This is a genomic window from Pseudomonas sp. S8, from assembly GCF_050473925.1.
Taxonomy (GTDB): domain Bacteria; phylum Pseudomonadota; class Gammaproteobacteria; order Pseudomonadales; family Pseudomonadaceae; genus Aquipseudomonas; species Aquipseudomonas parakoreensis.
Genome location: NZ_JBFDVZ010000002.1, coordinates 1 through 22,283, shown reverse-complemented (window position 1 = coordinate 22,283; position 22,283 = coordinate 1). Strand labels below are relative to the sequence as shown.

Sequence of the window (22,283 nt, the reverse complement as noted above, 5' to 3'; positions counted from 1 at the left end):
ATAATCAGATGAGCGGGGTAGCTGGCGGCCAGTGCGCGGGCTTTCTGTTCGGCGAGGCGCTTGACCAGTTCGATGGCGGATTCGCCCGGCTGGTGGCTTTCGTCGATATCCGGCGAGCTGCAGACGAACGGCAGGTGCAGGCGGGCGAGCAATTCACGGCGATAAGTCGAGCTCGAAGCAAGTAATAAAGGCAGCATTGACGTCTCCTGAGGCAGGCGCGAATTCTAGCGGAGGCACGCAAGTGACGGACAGGGCACAATTTCCTTTGACATGGGTGGGGGCATCCCTATAATGCTGCGCCTATGTTGAATGACCCGATTCCACCTCACGTTGACCCGCGCAAATTGGCTGACCGTGGCACCACCCTTCAAGGTGAACTGCTGCTGGCCGATTTGAAGAGACTCTGCGACCCGCTTTCCGACGATGTCGGTACGGTGCAGGCCAAATTCGTTTTTGAGCGAGATGAACGTAAATCTGTGGTGATCCACAGCTTTATCGACACCGAAGTCAAAATGGTTTGCCAGCGTTGTCTTGAGCTGGTCACCCTGCCGATCCACAGCGAATGCAGTTACGCTGTTGTGAAGGAGGGTGCGAATACCCAGTCGTTACCGAAAGGTTATGACGTGCTGGAACTGGGCGAAGATCCATTGGATCTGCAGTCACTGATCGAGGAGGAGCTTCTGCTCGCCTTGCCCATTGTGCCTGCTCATCATCCGGAAGAATGCCAGCAGCCGGCGGGAGCAGATGAGCCCGAACCGAGCGAGGACGAGGTAACGCGGTCCAACCCGTTCAGTGTATTGGCGCAGTTAAAGCGTGACCCAAACGTTTAGGAGTTAATCAATTATGGCTGTTCAGCAGAACAAAAAATCCCGCTCTGCCCGTGACATGCGCCGTTCGCACGACGCTCTCGAGGCTAGCACCCTGTCTGTAGAAAAAACCACTGGTGAAGTTCACCTGCGTCACCACGTATCGCCAGAAGGCGTATACCGTGGCCGTAAAGTGATCGACAAGGGCGCTGACGAGTAATCACTTGTCCGCTCAAGTCATCGCGATTGACGCAATGGGCGGGGACTTCGGTCCCCCGCAGCATTGTTCAGGCCAGCCTTGCTTGCCTTTCTGCTACGCCCTCGCTGCACCTGACCCTCGTCGGTCAACCCTCCCTACTTGAAGAACTGATCAACGGCCAATCGGCTGCCGATCGCGCGCGCCTGACAATTGTCCCGGCGTCTGAAGTCATCACCATGGACGAAAAGCCGACCCAGGCCTTGCGTGGCAAGCCTGACTCGTCGATGCGTGTCGCCCTGGAACTGGTGCGTGACGGAAAGGCCCAGGCCTGTGTCAGCGCCGGCAATACCGGGGCGTTGATGGCGCTGTCGCGATTTGTGCTCAAGACCTTGCCGGGGATTGATCGGCCGGCGATGGTGGCGGCGATTCCGACGCAGAAGGGTTATTGCCAGTTGCTCGACCTGGGCGCCAACGTCGATTGCAGCGCCGAGCATCTATTGCAGTTCGCGGTGATGGGCTCGGTGGCGGCGCAGACGCTGGGCATCGCCCGGCCGCGTGTCGCGTTGCTGAATATTGGTACCGAAGACATCAAGGGCAATCAGCAGGTCAAGTTGGCGGCGACCTTGTTGCAGGCGGCGCGCGGCATCAACTACATCGGTTTTGTCGAGGGCGATGGCCTGTATCGCGGCGAGGCGGATGTGGTGGTCTGTGACGGTTTTGTCGGCAATATCCTGCTCAAGTCCAGCGAAGGCCTGGCGACAATGATCGCTGCGCGTATCGAGGCCTTGTTCAAGCAAAGCTTCGCTTCCCGCGTGGTGGGTGCTTTGGCCCTGCCATTGATGAAGCGTCTGCAGGCGGATCTGGCGCCTGCGCGACATAACGGCGCAAGTTTTCTCGCTTGCAGGGCATCGTGGTGAAAAGTCACGGTTCGGCCGGGGTTCAGGGCTTTCAGAGCGCGATTCAGCGCGCGCTGATCGAGATTCAGGAGAACCTGCCCGAGCGCCTCCACGGTCGTCTGGAGGATCTGTTGTCTTAGGCGTTTTCGTCGGACAATGCTTAAATGTGACCGCCCGGTTCAAAGGGCCATCCAACTGTCAGTTTCTTGCGTCCCCCGGTGGGGCGTCACTTTCCGACGACAAGATCATTAGGGGCTTGTTACATGTCTGCTTCCCTCGCATTCGTCTTTCCAGGACAGGGTTCGCAGTCCCTCGGCATGCTGGCCGAGCTGGGCGCGGAACATCCGCTGATCCTCGAAACTTTCAAAGAAGCCTCTGAGGCTCTGGGCTATGACCTGTGGGCATTGACCCAGCAGGGCCCGGAAGAGCTGCTCAATCAAACCGATAAAACCCAACCGGCCATTCTGACCGCCTCGATCGCCCTGTGGCGTCTGTGGCTGGCTGAAGGCGGCGCGCGTCCGGCATTCGTTGCCGGTCACAGCCTGGGTGAATACAGCGCGCTGGTTGCTGCTGGCAGCCTGAGCCTGGCTGATGCGGTCAAGCTCGTCGAGCGCCGTGGTCAGCTGATGCAGGAAGCTGTTCCGGCCGGGCAGGGTGGCATGGCTGCGATTCTCGGTCTGGAAGACGCTGATGTGCTGGCCGCCTGTGCCGAAGCGGCGCAAGGCGAAGTGGTCAGCGCGGTGAACTTCAACTCGCCGGGCCAGGTGGTGATTGCTGGTGCCAAGGCTGCCGTCGAGCGTGCTATTGAAGGTTGCAAGGCCCGTGGTGCCAAGCGTGCCATGCCGTTGCCGGTGAGCGTGCCGTCGCACTGCGAGCTGATGCGTCCGGCGGCCGAGCGCTTTGCCGAATCCATCGCTGCCATCGACTGGCAGGCACCGCAGATCCCGGTCGTACAGAACGTCAGCGCGCAAGTGCCGGCCGATCTGGACACCCTCAAGCGTGATCTGCTCGAACAACTGTACAAGCCCGTTCGCTGGGTTGAATCGGTCCAGACCCTGGCCGCCAAAGGCGCCACCAGTCTGGTCGAATGCGGTCCGGGCAAAGTCCTGGCCGGTCTGAACAAACGTTGCGCCGAAGGCGTTTCGACTTCCAACCTCAATACCCCAGACGCTTTCGCTGCCGCCCGTGCAGCGCTGGCCTGAATCAGGAGAAACTTGCATGAGTCTGCAAGGTAAAGTTGCACTGGTCACCGGTGCAAGCCGCGGTATCGGCCAGGCCATCGCACTGGAACTGGGTCGTCAGGGCGCCATCGTTGTTGGCACCGCGACCCTCCGCCAAAGGCGCCGAGGCCATTGCTGCCACCCTGAAAGAGCACGGTATCCAGGGCACGGGTCTGGAACTGAACGTCACCAGCGACGAATCGGTCAGCGCGGTGCTGGCGAGCATTCAGGAGCAGTTCGGTGCGCCGGCCATTCTGGTCAATAATGCTGGCATCACCCGCGATAATCTGATGATGCGCATGAAAGACGATGAATGGTACGACGTGATCGATACCAATCTGAACAGTCTGTATCGCCTGTCCAAGGGCGTTTTGCGTGGCATGACCAAAGCGCGCTGGGGCCGAATTATCAGTATTGGCTCGGTGGTGGGTGCCATGGGCAACGCAGGCCAAGTAAACTATGCAGCCGCCAAGGCCGGTCTGGAAGGTTTCAGCCGTGCGATGGCGCGTGAAGTCGGTTCGCGTTCGATTACGGTCAACTCGGTAACCCCAGGGTTCATCGACACCGATATGACCCGCGAACTGCCGGAAGCACAGCGTGAAGCCTTGCAGACGCAGATTCCGCTGGGTCGTCTGGGGCAAGCTCAAGAGATCGCCTCGGTGGTCGCTTTTCTTGCATCCGACGGTGCGGCATACGTCACTGGGGCTACAATCCCGGTGAACGGTGGGATGTACATGTAAGTAAAATGTGACGGATTGCTTCAAAAAAATGTCATACGAGCTGTCTAAAATCCGTTATAAAGCTGCAATCTATTTATAGGCAGAGGGCCGCAGGGTTTGAGGAGTGAAGCTTTCAGTTGAAAAGCTGAAAAGCCTTTCTATACACTTACCCACTGGCCAGCTGCCTGAATTTGTCCATTAGGAGTGAAAACAAGGTATGAGCACCATCGAAGAGCGCGTCAAGAAAATCGTTGCCGAGCAACTGGGTGTTAAAGAAGAAGAAGTGGTCAACACTGCTTCCTTCGTTGAAGACCTGGGTGCCGACTCCCTTGACACCGTTGAGCTGGTGATGGCTCTGGAAGAGGAATTCGAGACCGAAATCCCTGACGAAGAAGCTGAGAAGATCACTACTGTACAAGCTGCAATCGACTACGTTACTAGCCACCAGGCGTAATAGTTTGTAATCGTTGTCTGCTGTCATGGAAAAACCGCACTGCCATCATGGCGTGCGGTTTTTTCTTTAGGCCTGATGCAAAGTCGTCATTTGAAAAAGGAGAGTGCTGTGTCGCGTAGACGCGTCGTAGTCACCGGTATGGGTATGTTGTCGCCACTGGGCACGGATGTGCCAAGCAGCTGGCAGGGCATTCTGGCTGGCCGCAGTGGCATTGGTCTGATCGAACACACCGACCTTTCTGCCTATTCCACCCGTTTTGGCGGCTCGGTAAAGGGCTTCAATGTCGAGGAATACCTGTCGGTCAAGGAAGCACGCAAGCTCGACCTGTTCATTCAGTACGGTCTGGCCGCGGGTTTTCAGGCTGTTCGCAATGCTGGTCTGGAAGTCACCGACGCCAACCGTGAGCGCATTGGCGTGGCCATGGGTTCGGGCATCGGCGGTCTGACCAATATCGAAGAAACCAGCCGTACCCTGCATGAGACGGGCCCGCGTCGAATCTCGCCATTCTTCGTGCCAGGCTCGATCATCAATATGATTTCCGGTTTTCTGTCCATCCATCTGGGTGCACAGGGGCCGAACTACGCCATTTCCACTGCCTGTACCACCGGTACGCACTGCATTGGCATGGCGGCGCGCAACATCATGTACGACGAAGCCGACGTGATGATCGCCGGTGGTGCCGAGATGGCCGCATGCGGTCTGGGCATGGGCGGCTTCGGCGCGTCCCGTGCGCTGTCGACCCGCAACGACGAACCTACTCGCGCCAGTCGTCCATGGGACAAGGGCCGTGATGGCTTCGTGCTTTCCGACGGTGCCGGCGCGCTGGTGCTCGAAGAGCTCGAGCACGCCAAGGCTCGCGGCGCGACCATCTATGCCGAGCTGATCGGCTTCGGCACCAGTGGCGATGCGTTCCACATGACTTCGCCACCCGCTGATGGCGCTGGTGCAGCGCGCTGCATCACTAATGCCCTGCGCGATGCGAAAATCAACATCGAACAGGTGCAGTACATCAACGCCCACGGTACTTCGACCCCGGCCGGCGACCTTGCCGAAGCCAACGCGATCAAGACCGTGTTCGGTGATCACGCCTACAACCTGGCGGTCAGCTCCACCAAGTCCATGACCGGTCACCTGCTGGGTGCGGCGGGGGCGGTCGAGGCGATCTTCAGTGTGCTGGCAATCAACAGCCAGGTGGCCCCGCCAACCATCAACCTCGACGAGCCGGATGAAGGCTGCGATCTCGATTTCGTGCCGCACACGGCGCGCAACATGGACATCGATGTCGTCCTGTCCAACTCCTTCGGGTTTGGCGGCACCAACGGCACGTTGGCGTTCCGTCGGTTCGCCGGCTGATGGACAGCTGGGTCGACGGTCAGCCGGCTGACGCTCTGTCGCTGAAAGATCGCGGCCTGGCTTATGGCGATGGGCTGTTCGAGACCATCGCCGTGCACGGCGGCCAGCCGATATTGCTGGATCGTCACCTGACGCGTTTGGCCGAGGGTTGCTCGCGACTGGCTATCACTGCGGATATTGATCGGGTTCGCACGGAACTGCGGGCCTATGCCGCGGCAATGGGCGAGGGCGTGCTCAAGCTGATCCTCACCCGTGGTGATGGCTTGCGTGGCTACGCGCCCGATCCTGCGGCGCAGGGTCGGCGCATCCTGCAAGGCAACCCGCCTGCGGCTTATCCTGCCGTGCATGGAGAGCAGGGTGTGCGTCTGTTTCCCTGCGTCACGCGGCTGTCGAATCAGCCGTTGCTGGCCGGGCTCAAGCATCTGAATCGTCTGGAGCAAGTGCTTGCCCGCGCCGAATGGCGCGACGGCGAACACGCCGAAGGCTTGATGCTTGATCAGGCCGGACGCGTCATCGAAGGCGTGTTCAGCAACCTGTTTCTGGTGCGCGACGGCGTACTGATCACCCCGGATCTGAAGCGCTGTGGCGTGGCCGGTGTGATGCGTGCCGAACTATTGTTTCAGGCCGAGTCATTGGCCATCCCCACCCAAATTACCGATGTCAGCCTCGAACAGCTGCAATGGGCTGACGAAGTCTTTATCTGCAACAGCGTTTATGGCGTCTGGCCGGTACGCGCCTACGCTGCACTGAGCTGGCCGGTTGGCCCGCTCACCCGTAAACTGCAAACCATTGCCCGCGCGCTACTGGATGCCTGATTCGTGAGACGTAAATTCTTGCTGCTGCTGGAAACCGGACTGGTTCTGGCAGGGCTGCTACTGGGCGCCAGCGCCTGGAAAATTCATTCGGCGCTGGAACAGCCTCTGAACATCACGCAGGAAGAACTGCTGGATGTGCCGAAAGGCTCGACACCGACCCGCACCTTTCTTGAACTCGAAACCGATGGGGTCATCAAGGACGCCTTCTGGTTGCGCATTTACTGGCGCTTTAATCTGGCCGGCACACCGATCCATACCGGCGAGTACCGCATGTTGCCAGGCATGACCGTCAACGGTCTGATCGACTTGTGGAAGCGTGGCGAAGTGGTGCAATACAGTCTGACGCTGGTCGAGGGCTGGAATTTCCACCAGGTCCGCGCCGCGCTGGCAAAAGATGAAAAGATCGAGCAAACCCTCAAGGGCTTGAGCGACAGCGAAGTGATGGAGAAAATCGGTCATCGTGGATTGTTCCCGGAAGGTCGGTTCTTCCCGGATACCTACCGTTTCGTGCGGGGCGTTTCCGATGTCGAATTGCTGAAGAAGGCCTTTGACCGGCTCGATGAAGTGTTGGCCAAGGAGTGGGAAAACCGCTCGGCCGATGCGCCGTACAGCGAGCCTTATCAGGCGCTGATCATGGCGTCGCTGGTAGAGAAGGAAACCGGTGTGCCGCAGGAGCGTGGGCAGATTGCCGGCGTGTTCGTGCGTCGCATGGCGCTGGGCATGCAGTTGCAGACCGACCCGACCGTGATCTATGGCCTGGGCGACCGCTACACCGGCAAATTGACCCGTGCGCATCTCAAAGAGCCGACGCCGTACAACACGTATGTGATTCCCGGGTTGCCGCCGACGCCGATTGCCATGGTCGGACGCGAGGCGATTCACGCCGCGCTCAATCCGGTGGAAGGCAACAGTCTGTATTTTGTCGCCCGTGGTGATGGTAGCCATGTGTTCTCCGATGATTTGGATGCACACAACAGTGCGGTGCGCGAATTTCAGCTCAAGCGCCGCGCCGATTACCGCTCCAGCCCGGCCCCGGCAAATGCGCCGGCCGCGGCGTCCCCGGACACCGGCCCTGAGGCGCTACCGCAAGTTCCGCCTCAGGAACCTGCGCCAGCCCCTGCTGCCGAACCCGCGACGACCGCACCGCAGAGCGCGCAATGACTTTGATTAAGGACTGCCTGTGACTGGCTTGTTTATTACCCTGGAAGGCCCGGAAGGCGCCGGCAAGAGCACCAACCGCGAGTACCTCGCCGAGCGTCTGCGCGCCGAAGGTATCGAAGTGGTGCTGACTCGCGAACCCGGCGGAACGCCACTGGCCGAACGGATTCGCGACGTGCTGCTGGCCCCGGCCGATGAGGTCATGAACCCCGACACCGAGCTGTTGCTGGTGTTCGCCGCGCGCGCCCAGCATTTGGCCGAAGTGATTCGTCCGGCACTGGCCCGTGGCGCGGTGGTGTTGTGTGATCGTTTCACTGATTCGACATACGCGTATCAGGGCGGCGGTCGTGGTTTGTCAATGGAGCGTATTGCTGCGCTGGAGACGTTCGTTCAGGGCGACTTGCGTCCGGATCTGACACTGATTTTCGATCTGCCGGTGGAAATGGGTCTGGCTCGCGCCAGTGCCCGTGGCCGTCTGGATCGTTTCGAGCTGGAAGGCCGGGCGTTTTTCGAAGCCGTGCGCAATGCGTTTCTCAAGCGCGCTGAGGCTGATCCTGCGCGCTATGTGCGCATCGATGCCGGTCAGTCATTGGTCAAGGTTCAGCAATCGCTGGATACCTTGATTCCGAACTTGCTGGAGCTGATTCGTGGCTGAGGCCTTTCCATGGCAGGACAGCCTCTGGCAGCAACTGGCCGGACGCAGTCAGCACGCTCACGCGTATTTGCTGCACGGCCCGGCCGGGATCGGCAAGCGCGCGCTGGCCGAACGTCTGATGGCCAGCCTGCTTTGTCAGCGTCCTACGCCGGAAGCGTGCGGCGAGTGCAAGTCCTGCCTGCTGCTCAAGGCCGGCAGCCATCCGGACAATTACATCCTTGAGCCGGAAGAAGCCGACAAGGCGATCAAGGTCGATCAGGTCCGTGATCTGGTCAGTTTCGTGGTGCAGACCGCGCAACTGGGCGGGCGCAAGGTGGTGCTGATCGAGCCGGTGGAGTCGATGAACATCAATGCCGCCAACGCCTTGCTAAAAAGCCTTGAAGAGCCTTCCGGCGATACCGTGCTGTTGCTGGTCAGCCACCAGCCTAGCCGTTTGCTGCCGACGATCAAGAGCCGCTGCGTGCAGCAGGCGTGTCCGCTGCCCGGTGAGGCCATGAGCCTGCAATGGCTGGCACAGGCGCTGCCGGAGTGTTCCGAAGAGGAGCGCATCGAATTGCTGACGCTGGCGGCAGGTTCGCCATTGGCGGCAGTCAGTCTGCAGTCCCAAGGCGTGCGTGAGCAGCGGGCGCAGGTGGTCGAAGGGGTGAAGAAGTTGCTCAAGCAGCAGCAATCGCCGACACAATTGGCCGAAGAATGGAAAAGCATTCCGATGCTGCGCCTGTTCGACTGGTTCTGCGACTGGTCCAGCCTGGTCCTGCGCTATCAACTGACCCAGGATGAAACCGGCCTCGGTCTGACCGATATGCGTAAAGTCGTGCAGTACCTGGCGCAGAAAAGCGCTCAGGGCAAAGTCCTCGATATTCAGGACTGGATTCTCGCCCAGCGGCAGAAAGTCCTGAGCAAAGCCAACCTCAACCCGGCACTGCTGCTGGAAGCGTTGTTGGTGCAATGGGCGGGTTTGCCTGGTCAAAGATAAGAATGTGTACCTAGACTCTGAACATCAGCAGTGGAGGTCAACATGAATGAAGCCATCAGCCCTGGGCCGCGCAACGGCATCCTGTCCCTGACGATCAAGGACAAATCGGTGCTTTACGCCGCCTACATGCCGTTCATCAAGAACGGTGGCCTGTTCATCCCGACCAACAAGAGCTACAAGTTGGGCGACGAGGTGTTCATGCTGCTGAACCTGATGGACGAGGCGGAGAAGATCCCGGTGGCCGGCAAGGTCACCTGGATTACCCCCAAAGGCGCTCAGGGCAACCGCGCAGCCGGCGTCGGCGTGCAATTCAACGAGGGCGACAACACCGCCCGCAGTCGCATCGAAACCCATCTGGCCGGAGCCCTGAAATCCGACCGTCCCACTCATACGATGTAAGTAGCCGTCTCTTTTATGCTCGTAGATTCCCATTGTCACCTTGATCGCCTCGACCTCGCCGCCCATGACGGCTCGCTGGATGCTGCACTTGATGCGGCCCGCCAGCGTGGGGTCGGGCATTTTCTGTGCATCGGCGTCAGTGCCGACAACGCCGCCGACGTCAAAGCCCTCGCCGAGCGCTATGACGACGTCGATTGCTCGGTCGGTGTGCACCCATTGGATGTGCAACCGGGCGCGGCGCCGGCGCTGGACTGGCTGCTGCATGAGCTCAATCACCCGAAAGTGGTGGCGATCGGTGAAACCGGTCTGGATTATCACTACGAGCCGGAAGCCGCCGAGCTGCAACAGGCATCCTTCCGCCTGCACCTGCAAGCTGCCCGGCAGACCGGTAAACCGGTGATCATCCACACCCGTGGCGCCCGTGCCGATACCCTCGAACTGCTGCGCGAAGCGGCGTTGCCCCAGGCCGGTGTGCTGCATTGCTTCACCGAAGACTGGGACATGGCCAAGGCTGCGCTGGACATGGGTTATTACATTTCCCTGTCGGGCATCGTCACCTTCCGCAACGCCGACGCTCTGCGCGATGTGGCGAGCAAGGTGCCGACTGATCGCCTGCTGGTGGAGACTGACTCGCCGTATCTGGCGCCGATCCCGTATCGCGGCAAACCGAACCTGCCGCAGTACGTGCGCGAGGTGGCGGAGTTTCTGGCGATGCTGCGTGGGGAAGACTATGAGCGGTTTGCCGAGCAGACCACCGAGAACTTCAAGCGCCTGTTTCCGCTGGCCTCTGTCAAATCTGCCATGTAGGTCATCGGCAAATCGCAGGCAAAAAAAACCCGGGTTCTGGGGGGTGAATCCGGGTTAAGACCATTAGGAGTAAAACAAAGGCACGCGGTCCCTTGGTACCTTTACCGGCACGGCACTTGGGGGAGATGCCGCCCGACAGTTCAAGTATTGATCAGTCTGGCGTTCAGTCCAGTTGAGCGGTCGGGGTTTTTAAACAAATTTGGAATACGTGCGCTTCAGTTGAGTTCTCATTGCCGCCTCAGCGTTCGCAAAATGAACAAGAAACACAGATATGGTCGGATGATCCGTGCATTTTTGTGCAAGTTAGGCATAATACGCGGCTTCGAATTTTGACCCCTACAGACCTTTTCTTATGCACAAAGAACCTCGTAAGGTCCGTGAGTTTCGTCGCCGCGAGCAAGAAATTCTCGATACCGCGCTCAAGCTGTTCCTCGAACAAGGTGAAGACAGTGTCACCGTCGAGATGATTGCTGATGCCGTGGGTATCGGCAAAGGCACGATCTACAAGCACTTCAAATCCAAGGCCGAGATCTATCTGCGGCTGATGCTCGATTACGAGCGCGATTTGAACGAGCTGCTGCATTCGGCCGATGTCGACAAGGACAAGGAAGCGCTGTCCCGTGCCTACTTCGAATTCCGTATGCGCGACCCTCAGCGCTATCGCCTGTTCGACCGTCTCGAAGAGAAGGTGGTGAAAGGCAATCAGGTACCGGAAATGGTCGAGGAACTGCACAAGATCCGTGCCTCGAACTTCGAACGCCTGACCTTGCTCATCAAGGGCCGGATCAGCGAAGGCAAGCTCGAAGACGTGCCGCCGTACTTCCACTACTGCGCGTCCTGGGCGCTGGTGCACGGCGCGGTGGCGCTGTATCACTCGCCGTTCTGGAGCAATGTTCTGGAAGATCAGGAAGGTTTCTTCCAGTTCCTGATGGACATCGGCGTGCGCATGGGCAACAAGCGCAAGCGCGACCCGGAAACACCGAGCAGCTGAATCATTCAGCGGCCTTATTGCGCCATGATTTCGCTACATGACGCAGTACCGCAGGAATATACTCAGGCATAGGGCTTGCTAAAACTTGATTTGTGAGTCAAGTTTTAGCGGCTCGAAATTCTATCGCCGGAGTGATCATGATCGTTGACCGTCAAGGCAGGCGTTTTCGCAATTTGCGCATCAGCCTGACTTCAGCCTGCAATTACGCCTGTACCTACTGCGTGCCCAACGGCAAGCGGCTGGTGGCTGCGCAGGATGAACTGTCGGCCGAAGCCATGGCCCGTGGCGTGGCGTATCTGATCGAAGCCGCCGGCATCGAGCGCTTGCGCATCACCGGTGGCGAGCCGCTGGTCAGCCCCAAACTCGAATCTTTCATGAGTGCCGTCGGCAAGATGGGCCTGGAAGACATCAGCCTGACCACCAACGGTCAACTCCTGGCGAAGAAGCTGCCGCTGCTGGTGGACGCCGGTCTGCGCCGGATCAACGTATCCCTCGATACCCTGGAAGCCGGCGCGTTCCGCAGTATCGCCCGTGGCGGCGATCTGGCGACCGTGCTCGATGGCATGGACCAGGCGAAAGCGGCGGGGATGAAGATCAAGGTCAACATGGTGCCGTTGCGCGGGCAGAACCTGGATCAGGTGATGCCGCTGCTCGATTACTGTCTGGAACGTGGCTACGAGCTGCGTTTCATCGAGTTGATGCGCATGGGCCACCTCGCCACTGACTCCAATGCCTTCCTGCAACAGTTCGTCAGCCTGCAGCAGTTGCTGAGCCTGATTGGCGAGCGTTACGAGTACGCGCAAGCCGATGCGCCAGTCGATGCAACGGCCGTGCGTTATGCGATCCCGGGGCTGGGCCATTTCGGCGTGATTGCCAACGAAAGCGTGCCGTTCTGCCGAACCTGTTCGCGCTTGCGTCTGTCTTCGACGGGATGGCTGCACGGCTGCCTGTCGTCGAGCAACCGTCACTATGTCGGCGATCTGCTCGACAAGCCGCGTCATCAGGCATTACCAGCGTTGCAGCGCTTGCTGGTCAAGGCGCTGGGCGACAAGCAGGAAGTGGCGTTCTCCGGTGGCGCGACCGTTATGAAGATTATCGGCGGCTGAACAACCGCTTTCGCGAGCAAGCTCGCTCCCACATTTCGAATGCATTCTCCTGTGGGAGCGAGCTTGCTCGCGAATACGATCTTACAATCAACGATTTTCCTGAGCTGGCGCAAAAGCTGCATCCAACGGCCATTCGCCGGTTTTCCGTCACCGGCTTCTGGAGGATGAGGATGCGTAGCCTGGTTTTGCTGCTGGCCGTTTTGGCGCTTGGCGGCTGTATGACTGTCAGCGATATGGCCGAAGGCACTCGCTATCAGATGAGCGACGCGGGGCTGCTGGATCACAGCGACAGCCGTCGGGTGAACAACTTCCGCATTCAGCCGGACTCGTTCATCTACATCGCCCAGGGTTCATTCGCGCCGCCGGGTGGCTCCTATCCGCGCCCGAACGTTGTGGCCGAAGAAGCGTTCAAAGGTTTTGTCGAATACTTCCCGATGGTCCGCCGTGCGCGAGCCCCGGAAGGCCTCGATCAGGCATTGGGCGAAGCCCGCGATGCCGGTGCTCACTACCTGCTGTATACCCGCTTCGCCAAGGCTGACGACCGCATCGGCAACTCCGACGAGTGGCTCGATCAGGAAGCCGTGGATCGCCTCGGCATCGACGGCGGGGTGATTCAGATCATGTTGATCGAGACCAGCACCCAGTATTTGATTGATACTGCACGGATCAAGAGTCGTGGCGGTTTACTGACGTTCCACGACAACAAGCCGGAAGACCTGATCGGCCCGCCGCTGGCGCAATATGCGCGCAGCCTGCTGGGAGTCGGCGACCAATAAACCAAGGAGTACGCCATGAGTGGCCCGCAAAAAGCCAATGACCTGTTGGGACAAATCCCCAAAACCAAAGGCCTGCCGCCGGTGCACTTGTGGAACCCGGACTTCTGCGGCGACATCGACATGCGCATCGCCCGTGACGGCACCTGGTATTACCTGGGCACGCCGATCGGGCGCAAGCCGATGGTCAAGCTGTTCTCCACCATCATCCGCCGCGACGGCGATGATTACTTCCTGATTACCCCGGTGGAAAAGGTCGGGATCAAAGTCGACGACGCGCCGTTTGTGGCGATTGCCGTGGAGGTTGAAGGCGAGGGTGAAGCGCAGTTGCTGCGCTTCACCACCAACGTCGAGGAGACCGCCGAGGCCGGGCCGGAACATCCGATCCGCGTCGAGATCGACCCGGTGACTCAAGAGCCCGCGCCTTACGTGCACGTGCGCACCAACCTCGAAGCGCTGATTCACCGCAATGTGTTTTACCAACTGGTGGAACTGGCGGTCAGTCGCGAAATCGACGGGCAGCGCTGGTTGGGCGTATGGAGTGGCGGCGAATTCTTCCGCATCGGCCTCGAGCCTTAAACAAAAATCCCTGTGGGAGCGAGCTCCCCCATTGGTTTTGAGAATTACCTTAAAATCTCGATTGACGGCTAATCATATGATCATTAGCGTGGACACCCATCGCCAAGCGCTTTGAGGTTTTCATGTCCAGCAGCTTTCATGCATCAACGGTCGATTGGCTGGGCAGCTGGATTGCCGCTGGCCAGGTAAAGCCGGGGCAGACGATCAAGGTCGAGGCCGATCTGGGCGAGCAACTCGGCGTCAGCCGCACGGTGATTCGCGAGGCGATCAAGACCCTCGTCGCCAAAGGCATGCTCGAAGTCGGGCCGAAAGTCGGCACCCGCGTGTTGCCAGTGCGGCGCTGGAACCTGTTTGATCCGCAAGTCGTCGGCTGGCTGTCACGCAATGGCTTGCCGGAAAACTTTGTCGATGACCTGCTCGATCTGCGTCGCACCATCGAACCGATGGCCGTGCGCTGGGCCTGCGAGCGCGCCAGCCTGGAGCAGATTCATGCGGTGCAATTGGCCTACAACGCGCTGGAACGGGCGGTCGACAGCGGCATCGATTACAACCGTGCCGACCAGGTGTTCCACGAGTGCATTCTGGCAGCCAGCCATAACCAGTTCATTGAGCAAATGGTCCCGGCCCTCGGCGCCCTGCTCGCCGTGTCGTTTGAAGTCTCCGCCGCTGACCCCGATGAACTGCGTCGCACATTGCCGATCCACAAGGACATGGCCGACGCCATCGTCGCCCGCGATGCGGCGCGCGGTGTGTGGGCCTGCATGACCCTGATCGACAATGCCGACCTGGCAATCAAGCGCTTTTACCCGCAGGTGATGGCCGACAAAAAAGCCAGCTGACAACACAAATCCCTACCATAAAAACCACAAAAACCAAGGAGTTGCCATGAGCTGGACCGCCGTAACCCAACACCGCGCCAGACTCGGAGAAGGCCCGTTCTGGGACGCCCCCACCCAGGCGCTGTACTGGGTCGATATCGCCGGCCAGCAGGCGCTGCGACTGATCGGCAACAACGTGCAGATCTGGCAGATGCCCGAACACGTTTCGGCGTTTATCCCGTGTGCCAGCGGCGATGCGCTGGTGACCCTGAGCAGCGGCGTCTATCGTCTGGATCTCGACTCACCAGGCCTCGAGCCACGCCTGACGCTGTTCTGTATCGTCGACCCGCAACCGGGCAATCGGCCCAATGAAGCGCGCTGCGATGGTCAGGGGCGATTGTGGCTCGGCACCATGCAGAACAACATCGGCGCCAACGGCGAAGACCTGCCGATCGAGCGTCGTTCCGGTGGCCTGTTCCGCATTGATCCCGACCAGCGTGTCACACCGTTGCTGCGTGGCTTGGGGATTCCCAACACCTTGCTGTGGAGCGACGACGGCACCACGCTGCTATTCGGCGACAGCCTGGACGGGGCGCTCAATCGCTATTTCATTCACACCGATGGCAATCTCGATGTCGCCAAACGCTGGTACGGTCCTGACCAGAACGGCGGCCCGGACGGTTCGGCAATGGACGCCGAAGGCTACGTGTGGAACGCCCGCTGGGATGGCAGTTGTCTGCTGCGCCTGAGCCCGGAAGGCAAGGTCGAGCGCAAAATCGACCTGCCCGTCAGCCGACCGACCAGTTGCGTATTCGGCGGCGAAGACCTGAAAACCCTCTACATCACCAGCGCCCAGAGTCCGCACAACCATCCATTGGATGGCGCGCTGTTGTCGATGCGGGTCGATGTACCGGGCAAACTCTGCACACGCTTCGCTGGCTGAATCCCAAAATATGGGATGCAAAATTATATATTGAGATTGTTCGGCGGTCGGGTTTATAGTCGGCTCCAGCAGTAACACGCACTCACACTTAAAAAGAACAAAACAGGTGAAGTGATGCAGCGGATCTCTATCGCACTCCCCAACGGAGTCAGCGTCTCGCAACGGCCCGGCGTCGCTCGCCGCGCCTGCCTGTTTCGTTTTCACAGTCTTCCAGACCGGACATCGTCAGATGCCCGGTTTTTTTGTGTCGACGAACAGGAGTCCTGATCCATGGCTGAACCTCTTTCCTTGCCGCCGGTGCCTGCGCCGCCGAAGGGTGAGCGTCTGAAAGACAAAGTGGTGCTGCTGACCGGCGCGGCCCAAGGCATCGGCGAAGCCATCGTCGCCACCTTCGCCTCACAGCAGGCCAGGCTGGTGATCAGCGACATTCAGGCAGAGAAGGTCGAGAAGGTTGCCGCGCACTGGCGCGAGCAGGGCGCTGACGTGCAGGCAATCAAGGCCGACGTCTCGCGCCAGCAAGACCTGCACGCCATGGCCAGACTGGCGGTTGAGCGGCACGGGCGCATCGACGTGCTGGTCAACTGCGCCGGGGTCAACGTATTCCGCGACCCGCTGCAAATGACCGAAGAAGACTGGCGTCGTTGCTTCGCCATCGATCTGGACGGCGCCTGGTACGGTTGCAAAGCCGTGCTGCCGCAGATGATCGAGCAAGGTGTCGGCAGCATCATCAACATCGCTTCGACCCATTCCTCCCACATCATTCCCGGTTGCTTCCCGTACCCGGTGGCCAAGCACGGCCTGCTCGGCCTGACCCGGGCGCTGGGTATCGAGTACGCGGCGAAGGGCGTTCGGGTCAACGCTATCGCCCCGGGCTACATCGAGACGCAACTCAACGTCGATTACTGGAACGGCTTTGCCGACCCGCACGCCGAGCGTCAGCGCGCATTCGATCTGCACCCGCCGAAACGTATCGGCCAGCCGATTGAAGTGGCCATGACCGCCGTGTTCCTGGCCAGTGATGAAGCGCCGTTTATCAATGCCGCGTGTATCACCATCGATGGTGGGCGCTCGGTGATGTACCACGACTGAGTGGATCGGGTTTCAAGCGGTGCACTCCGCTTGAAATCCAATCATCATACGATATGACTTTTTTCAACAGGCTTTGCAGCAGTACGTGTCACGCCACCACACCTGTGGCGAGGGAGCTCGCTCCCGCTCGGCTGCGCAGCAGTCGTAAATTCGGGCTGCGCGGTGTGTTTGATTGACCGAGGTAACCGGTTTTAGGGCCGCTTCGCAGCCCAGCGGGAGCAAGCTCCCTCGCCACAAGCTGTTTAATTTGCTCAAGAAAAATAACAAGGAGTCAGCTTATGAAACGTCGTTTCGGGATTCGTACCCTGTGCAGTGCCGCGCTGGCGGTCACCGCGTTCAGTCTGAGCAGTACGCTGCTCGCTGCCGACGCCGTGAAAATCGGTTTCCTGGTCAAGCAGGCTGAAGAGCCATGGTTCCAGACCGAATGGGCCTTCGCTGAAAAAGCCGCCAAGGACAAAGGCTTCGAACTGATCAAGATCGCCGTGCCGGACGGCGAGAAAACCCTCTCGGCCATCGACAGCCTTGCGGCGAACGGCGCCAAAGGCTTCGTGATCTGCCCGCCGGACGTCTCGCTCGGCCCGGCGATCATGGCCAAAGCCAAGCTCAATGACCTCAAAGTGATTGCCGTCGATGATCGTTTCGTCGACGCCAGCGGCAAGTTCATGGAAGACGTGCCATACCTCGGCATGGCCGCGTTCGAAGTCGGCCAGAAGCAGGGCAACGCGATGGTCGCCGAAGCGAAGAAACGCAACTGGGACTGGAAAGACACCTACGCGGTGGTCAACACCTACAACGAGCTCGACACCGGCAAGAAGCGCACCGACGGTTCGATGAAGGCGCTCGAAGACGCCGGCCTGCCGAAAGACCACATCCTGACCGCCGCGCTGAAAACCCTCGACGTGCCGGGCAGCATGGACGCCACCAACTCGGCGCTGGTCAAGCTGCCCAGCGCAGCGAAGAACCTGATCATCGGCGGCATGAACGACAACACCGTGCTCGGCGGCGTGCGCGCCACCGAAGCCGCCGGGTTCGCTGCGGCCAACGTGATTGGTATCGGCATCAATGGCACCGACGCCATCGGTGAGCTGAAAAAGCCCAATAGCGGTTTCTTCGGTTCGATGCTGCCAAGCCCGCACATCGAAGGCTACAAGACCGCCGAGATGATGTACGAGTGGGTCACCACCGGCAAAGAACCGCCGAAGTACACGGCGATGGACGATGTCACCCTGATCACCCGCGAGAACTTCAAGCAAGAGCTGGAAAAAATCGGCCTGTGGAACTGATGGCTGCTCGATCGGTGTGAAGAGGTGACTCAGATGCACGCGCAAGTACAGACACATGCAAGCAGCGCCGGCGGCAGCCTGCGCTTCAACGGGATCGGCAAGACCTTCCCCGGGGTCAAGGCGTTGGACGCGATCAGCTTCGTCGCCCACCCGGGGCAGGTGCACGCCTTGATGGGCGAGAACGGCGCCGGCAAATCGACCCTGCTGAAAATCCTTGGCGGCGCCTACATCCCGAGCAGCGGCGAGTTGCAGATCGGCGAGCAGACCATGGCGTTCAAGTCGACCGCCGACAGCATCGGCAGCGGCGTCGCGGTGATTCACCAGGAGCTGCATCTGGTGCCGGAAATGAGCGTGGCCGAGAACCTGTTTCTCGGTCATCTGCCGGCCAGTTTCGGCCTGATCAATCGTGGTGTCCTGCGCCAGAATGCCCTGGCCTGCCTCAAGGGCCTGGCCGATGAGATCGACCCGCAGACCAAGGTCGGGCGCCTGTCGCTCGGCCAGCGGCAACTGGTGGAAATCGCCAAGGCGCTGTCCCGTGGCGCGCATGTGATCGCCTTCGATGAGCCGACCAGCAGCCTCTCGGCGCGCGAAATCGACCGTCTGATGGCGATCATCAGCCGCCTGCGCGATGAGGGCAAAGTGGTGCTCTACGTCTCGCATCGCATGGAAGAAGTGTTCCGCATTTGCGACGCGGTGACGGTGTTCAAGGATGGCCGTTACGTGCGCACCTTCGATGACATGAGCCAGTTGACCCACGATCAACTGGTGACCTGCATGGTCGGTCGCGACATTCAGGACATCTACGATTACCGCAGCCGTCCACGCGGCGCGGTGGCGTTGAAGGTCGACGGTTTGCTCGGCCCGGGGCTGCGTGAGCCGGTGAGTTTCGAGGCGCACAAGGGCGAGATTCTCGGGCTGTTCGGCCTGGTCGGGGCGGGGCGCACGGAATTGTTCCGGCTGCTCAGCGGGCTTGAACGCAACACCGCCGGACGCCTCGAATTACGCGGGCATGAATTGAAGTTGCGCTCGCCGCGCGACGCGATTGCCGCCGGGATCCTGCTGTGCCCCGAGGACCGGAAAAAAGAAGGGATCATTCCGCTGGCCAGCGTTGCCGAGAACATCAACATCAGCGCGCGCGGCGCCAATGCCAGTCTCGGCTGCCTGCTGCGCGGGCTGTGGGAGAAGGGCAACGCCGACAAGCAGATCAAGGCGCTGAAAGTCAAAACCCCGCACGCCGGTCAGCAGATCAAATTCCTGTCCGGCGGCAATCAGCAGAAGGCCATTCTCGGTCGCTGGCTGTCAATGCCGATGAAGGTTCTGCTGCTCGACGAGCCGACTCGCGGCATCGACATCGGGGCCAAGGCCGAGATCTACCAGATCATCCATAACCTGGCCGCCGACGGCATTTCGGTGATCGTGGTGTCCAGCGACCTCATGGAGGTGATGGGCATTTCCGACCGCATTCTGGTGCTCTGCGAAGGCGCGCTGCGCGGCGAAGTCAGCCGCGACCAGGCCAATGAATCCAACCTGCTGCAACTGGCTTTGCCGCGCCATCGCGCTGACGGCGTGGCGAACTGAGAGGTGACTATGATGACCATCCAAAACAAGGCGCTGCCGACTCCCCGCAAACCGCTGGACCTGCGGCGCTTCCTCGACGACTGGGTCATGCTGCTGGCGGCCATCGGCATCTTCGTCGCCTGCACGCTGCTGATCGACAACTTCCTCTCGCCACTGAACATGCGCGGGCTGGGCCTGGCGATTTCCACCACCGGCATTGCCGCGTGCACCATGCTGTATTGCCTGGCGTCGGGGCACTTCGACTTGTCGGTAGGCTCGGTGATCGCTTGCGCCGGGGTCGTTGCGGCGGTGGTGATGCGCGACACCAACAGCGTGTTCCTCGGCGTCAGCGCGGCGCTGGTGATGGGCCTGATGGTCGGGCTGATCAACGGCATCGTGATTGCCAAGTTGCGGGTCAACGCGTTGATCACCACGCTGGCGACCATGCAGATTGTTCGCGGCCTGGCCTACATTTTTGCCAACGGCAAAGCGGTGGGCGTGTCGCAGGAGTCGTTCTTCGTCTTCGGCAACGGCCAGTTGTTCGGCGTGCCGGTGCCGATCCTGATCACCATCGTCTGCTTCCTGTTCTTCGGCTGGCTGCTGAACTACACCACCTACGGGCGCAACACCATGGCCATCGGCGGCAACCAGGAAGCGGCGTTGCTCGCCGGGGTCAACGTTGACCGGACCAAGATCATCATTTTTGCCGTGCACGGCGTGATCGGCGCACTGGCCGGGGTGATTCTGGCATCGCGCATGACCTCCGGGCAGCCAATGATTGGCCAGGGTTTCGAGCTGACCGTAATTTCGGCGTGTGTGCTCGGCGGCGTGTCGTTGAGCGGCGGGATCGGCATGATCCGCCACGTGATTGCCGGGGTGCTGATTCTGGCGATCATCGAAAATGCGATGAACCTGAAGAACATCGACACGTTTTATCAGTATGTGATTCGCGGTTCGATTCTGTTGCTGGCCGTGGTCATCGACCGCCTCAAACAACGCTGATTCCCGCTCAGCACGCGAACCTGTGGGAGCTGGCTTGCCAGCGATTTCGGTTGATCATTCAACATTAACTTTGAATGTTCCGACCGCCATCGCTGGCAAGCCAGCTCCCACAGGTGGTTGCGCCGCGCCAGACCTTCCGTCATCTCTCCTAAAAATTCCTTGCCCGCTCGCGCCCGTTTCGGGTATCACTTTGTACATGATTAGACAGGTACGATTTGACAAGAAACAACGGGTGGTCGACGAGCTCGTCCGGCGCATCGAAAGCGGCCTCATGGAGGACGGCTTTCTGTTGCCCGGCGAGCATCAGTTGGCGCAGGAATTCAACGTCAGCCGTGGCACGTTGCGCGAGGCGCTGGCCGAGCTGAAGCGGCGCAATTACATCGCCACGCAAAGCGGGGTCGGCTCCATTGTCACGTTCGACGGTGTAGCGCTCGATCAGCGCAGCGGCTGGGCGCAGGCGCTGGCCGACAGCGGGGCGCTGATCAACACCGAAGTGCTGCGCCTGGAAGCCGTGACCCGGCCCGATCTGCTCTCGCGGTTCGGTACCGACCAATTCATCACCCTCGACCGCCGTCGCCGCTCCAACGACGGCACCCTGGTGTCCCTCGAGCGCTCTTTGATGCCGGCCACCGGCGGCCTGGAAAGCCTGCCGCGTGTCGGTCTGATCGACAACTCGTTGACCATTACCCTCGCGGCCTACGGCTACATCGGCGAACGCGGCGATCAATGGATCGGCGCCGAACCGCTGAATGCCGAGGACGCCGAACTGCTCGGGCGCCCGACTGGGACCGTGTTCCTCAAGGCCCTGCGCACCACCTACGACCGACAGAAACGTTTCATGGAACAGGTCGAAAGCCTGCTCGACCCGGTGCATTTCCGCCTGCACCTGCAATTTGGAGAATCGAAATGACCGCGCTCAACCGTGCCCTCGGTGCGTTTTACGGCCTGGCCCTCGGTGATGCGCTGGGCATGCCGACGCAATCGCTGAACCGCGAAACGATCAAGACCCGCTTTGGCCGGATCACCGATCTGCAGGATGCCGGTCCTCTGCAACCGATTGCCGCCAACATGCCCAAAGGCTCGATCACCGACGACACCGAACAGGCGATTCTGGTCGGTCAGTTGCTGGTCGAAGGCAAGGGTCAGATCGAGCCGGCAGTCCTCGCCCAACGGCTGATCGAATGGGAAGCCGAGATGCAGGCCAAGGGGTCGCAGGACCTGCTCGGCCCGTCGACCAAACGCGCCATTGAAATGATCCTCGCCGGGCATTCGCCGGAGGAGGCCGGGCGTTACGGCACCACCAATGGCGCGGCGATGCGCATCACCCCGGTTGGCATCGCCGCAAACGTCGCCGATCCCGAGCGTTTCATTGCGGCCGTGGTGCAGGCCTGTCAGGTCACCCACAACACCACGCTGGGGATTTCCAGCGCGGCGGCGGTGGCGGCGGTGGTTTCGGCCGGGATCAACGGCATGGATCTGGGCGAGGCATTGAACCTTGGCCAGCAGATTGCGCAACAGGCCGAGGCACATGGGCACTGGGTCGCTGGCGGGCGCATCGCTTCGCGCATCAGTTGGGCGCGCAGCATCAGCGTCGACAGCGACAAGGCGCTGCTGGCGGATCTGCTGTACGACGTGATCGGCACGTCAGTGGCCTCGCAGGAATCGGTGGTGGTCTCGTTTGCCCT

24 protein-coding genes and 2 pseudogenes are annotated in these 22,283 nt (G+C 60.3%); 25 read left to right on the top strand and 1 reads right to left on the bottom strand.

The window, feature by feature from the left end:
- A partial coding sequence (locus AB1J88_RS00225; protein WP_430289924.1) for a Maf family protein occupies positions 1 to 197 on the bottom strand: 197 nt, incomplete at its 3' end.
- 105 nt (positions 198 to 302) lie between these two features.
- Here AB1J88_RS00225 and AB1J88_RS00220 point away from each other — a divergent pair.
- From AB1J88_RS00220 to AB1J88_RS00100, 25 genes and pseudogenes are all read left to right on the top strand, one after another.
- Positions 303 to 830 carry a YceD family protein gene (locus AB1J88_RS00220; protein ID WP_003204262.1) on the top strand — a complete coding sequence of 176 codons (528 nt, stop codon included), beginning with the start codon at positions 303 to 305 and terminating at the stop codon, positions 828 to 830.
- A 13-nt stretch (positions 831 to 843) separates the two neighbouring features.
- On the top strand, positions 844 to 1,026 hold the full coding sequence (gene rpmF, locus AB1J88_RS00215) for a 50S ribosomal protein L32 (RefSeq protein WP_003179396.1): 183 nt from the start codon (positions 844 to 846) through the stop codon (positions 1,024 to 1,026).
- Positions 1,027 to 1,030: 4 nt separating this feature from the next.
- A pseudogene (gene plsX / locus AB1J88_RS00210) lies at positions 1,031 to 2,041 on the top strand (phosphate acyltransferase PlsX).
- Positions 2,042 to 2,164: 123 nt separating this feature from the next.
- Positions 2,165 to 3,103 (top strand): ACP S-malonyltransferase, encoded by a 939-nt coding sequence (gene fabD, locus AB1J88_RS00205; RefSeq protein ID WP_222018646.1) that lies wholly within the window; start codon positions 2,165 to 2,167, stop codon positions 3,101 to 3,103.
- A gap of 16 nt (positions 3,104 to 3,119) precedes the next feature.
- Positions 3,120 to 3,861 (top strand): annotated as a pseudogene (gene fabG, locus AB1J88_RS00200) (3-oxoacyl-ACP reductase FabG).
- Between the two features lie 196 nt (positions 3,862 to 4,057).
- Entirely contained in the window at positions 4,058 to 4,294 is a 237-nt protein-coding gene (gene acpP / locus AB1J88_RS00195) for an acyl carrier protein (protein WP_003175607.1), read from the top strand.
- Between the two features lie 108 nt (positions 4,295 to 4,402).
- Positions 4,403 to 5,647 (top strand): beta-ketoacyl-ACP synthase II, encoded by a 1,245-nt coding sequence (gene fabF, locus AB1J88_RS00190; protein ID WP_430289922.1) that lies wholly within the window; start codon positions 4,403 to 4,405, stop codon positions 5,645 to 5,647.
- Positions 5,647 to 6,462 (top strand): aminodeoxychorismate lyase, encoded by an 816-nt coding sequence (gene pabC / locus AB1J88_RS00185; RefSeq protein WP_430289921.1) that lies wholly within the window; start codon positions 5,647 to 5,649, stop codon positions 6,460 to 6,462. The genes fabF and pabC overlap by 1 nt, the downstream gene beginning before the upstream one ends.
- 3 nt (positions 6,463 to 6,465) lie before the next feature.
- Positions 6,466 to 7,623, top strand: coding sequence for an endolytic transglycosylase MltG (mltG, locus tag AB1J88_RS00180; RefSeq protein WP_430289920.1), 1,158 nt, complete (start codon positions 6,466 to 6,468; stop codon positions 7,621 to 7,623).
- Positions 7,624 to 7,642: 19 nt separating this feature from the next.
- Entirely contained in the window at positions 7,643 to 8,275 is a 633-nt protein-coding gene (gene tmk / locus AB1J88_RS00175; RefSeq protein ID WP_430289918.1) for a dTMP kinase, read from the top strand.
- Entirely contained in the window at positions 8,268 to 9,251 is a 984-nt protein-coding gene (locus AB1J88_RS00170; RefSeq protein WP_430289917.1) for a DNA polymerase III subunit delta', read from the top strand. Before tmk ends, AB1J88_RS00170 begins: the two co-directional genes overlap by 8 nt.
- Before the next feature lie 42 nt (positions 9,252 to 9,293).
- A complete protein-coding gene (locus AB1J88_RS00165) occupies positions 9,294 to 9,650 on the top strand; it encodes a PilZ domain-containing protein (RefSeq protein WP_430289916.1) in 357 nt (118 codons plus the stop codon).
- A 15-nt stretch (positions 9,651 to 9,665) separates the two neighbouring features.
- Positions 9,666 to 10,457, top strand: a complete 792-nt coding sequence (locus tag AB1J88_RS00160) for a TatD family hydrolase (protein ID WP_108183480.1) — start codon at positions 9,666 to 9,668, stop codon at positions 10,455 to 10,457.
- A 352-nt stretch (positions 10,458 to 10,809) separates the two neighbouring features.
- The gene (locus tag AB1J88_RS00155; protein WP_007950805.1) at positions 10,810 to 11,448 is read left to right on the top strand and encodes a TetR/AcrR family transcriptional regulator; all 639 of its coding nucleotides are present in this window, start codon (positions 10,810 to 10,812) and stop codon (positions 11,446 to 11,448) included.
- 137 nt (positions 11,449 to 11,585) lie between these two features.
- Positions 11,586 to 12,554: a GTP 3',8-cyclase MoaA gene (locus AB1J88_RS00150; protein WP_430289915.1), complete on the top strand. Its 969-nt coding sequence runs from the start codon at positions 11,586 to 11,588 to the stop codon at positions 12,552 to 12,554.
- 170 nt (positions 12,555 to 12,724) lie between these two features.
- Positions 12,725 to 13,330, top strand: a complete 606-nt coding sequence (locus tag AB1J88_RS00145; protein WP_041069208.1) for a DUF4823 domain-containing protein — start codon at positions 12,725 to 12,727, stop codon at positions 13,328 to 13,330.
- Between the two features lie 15 nt (positions 13,331 to 13,345).
- Positions 13,346 to 13,906: a DUF1285 domain-containing protein gene (locus AB1J88_RS00140; RefSeq protein ID WP_041069211.1), complete on the top strand. Its 561-nt coding sequence runs from the start codon at positions 13,346 to 13,348 to the stop codon at positions 13,904 to 13,906.
- 122 nt (positions 13,907 to 14,028) lie between these two features.
- Positions 14,029 to 14,745, top strand: a complete 717-nt coding sequence (locus AB1J88_RS00135) for a FadR/GntR family transcriptional regulator (protein ID WP_041069214.1) — start codon at positions 14,029 to 14,031, stop codon at positions 14,743 to 14,745.
- A gap of 46 nt (positions 14,746 to 14,791) precedes the next feature.
- Positions 14,792 to 15,667 (top strand): SMP-30/gluconolactonase/LRE family protein, encoded by an 876-nt coding sequence (locus AB1J88_RS00130; protein WP_430289914.1) that lies wholly within the window; start codon positions 14,792 to 14,794, stop codon positions 15,665 to 15,667.
- 270 nt (positions 15,668 to 15,937) lie between these two features.
- Entirely contained in the window at positions 15,938 to 16,756 is an 819-nt protein-coding gene (locus AB1J88_RS00125) for an SDR family oxidoreductase (protein ID WP_041069220.1), read from the top strand.
- A 278-nt stretch (positions 16,757 to 17,034) separates the two neighbouring features.
- On the top strand, positions 17,035 to 18,039 hold the full coding sequence (locus AB1J88_RS00120) for a substrate-binding domain-containing protein (RefSeq protein ID WP_047295641.1): 1,005 nt from the start codon (positions 17,035 to 17,037) through the stop codon (positions 18,037 to 18,039).
- A 33-nt stretch (positions 18,040 to 18,072) separates the two neighbouring features.
- A complete protein-coding gene (araG, locus tag AB1J88_RS00115) occupies positions 18,073 to 19,617 on the top strand; it encodes an L-arabinose ABC transporter ATP-binding protein AraG (protein ID WP_134787069.1) in 1,545 nt (514 codons plus the stop codon).
- Positions 19,618 to 19,629: 12 nt separating this feature from the next.
- Complete coding sequence (araH, locus tag AB1J88_RS00110) at positions 19,630 to 20,598, top strand: L-arabinose ABC transporter permease AraH (RefSeq protein WP_041069807.1); 969 nt, start codon at positions 19,630 to 19,632, stop codon at positions 20,596 to 20,598.
- 196 nt (positions 20,599 to 20,794) lie between these two features.
- Positions 20,795 to 21,508, top strand: coding sequence for a GntR family transcriptional regulator (locus AB1J88_RS00105; protein WP_430289913.1), 714 nt, complete (start codon positions 20,795 to 20,797; stop codon positions 21,506 to 21,508).
- Positions 21,505 to 22,283 (top strand): ADP-ribosylglycohydrolase family protein (locus AB1J88_RS00100; RefSeq protein WP_430289912.1); only part of this gene is annotated, 779 nt, incomplete at its 3' end. The genes AB1J88_RS00105 and AB1J88_RS00100, both read left to right, overlap by 4 nt.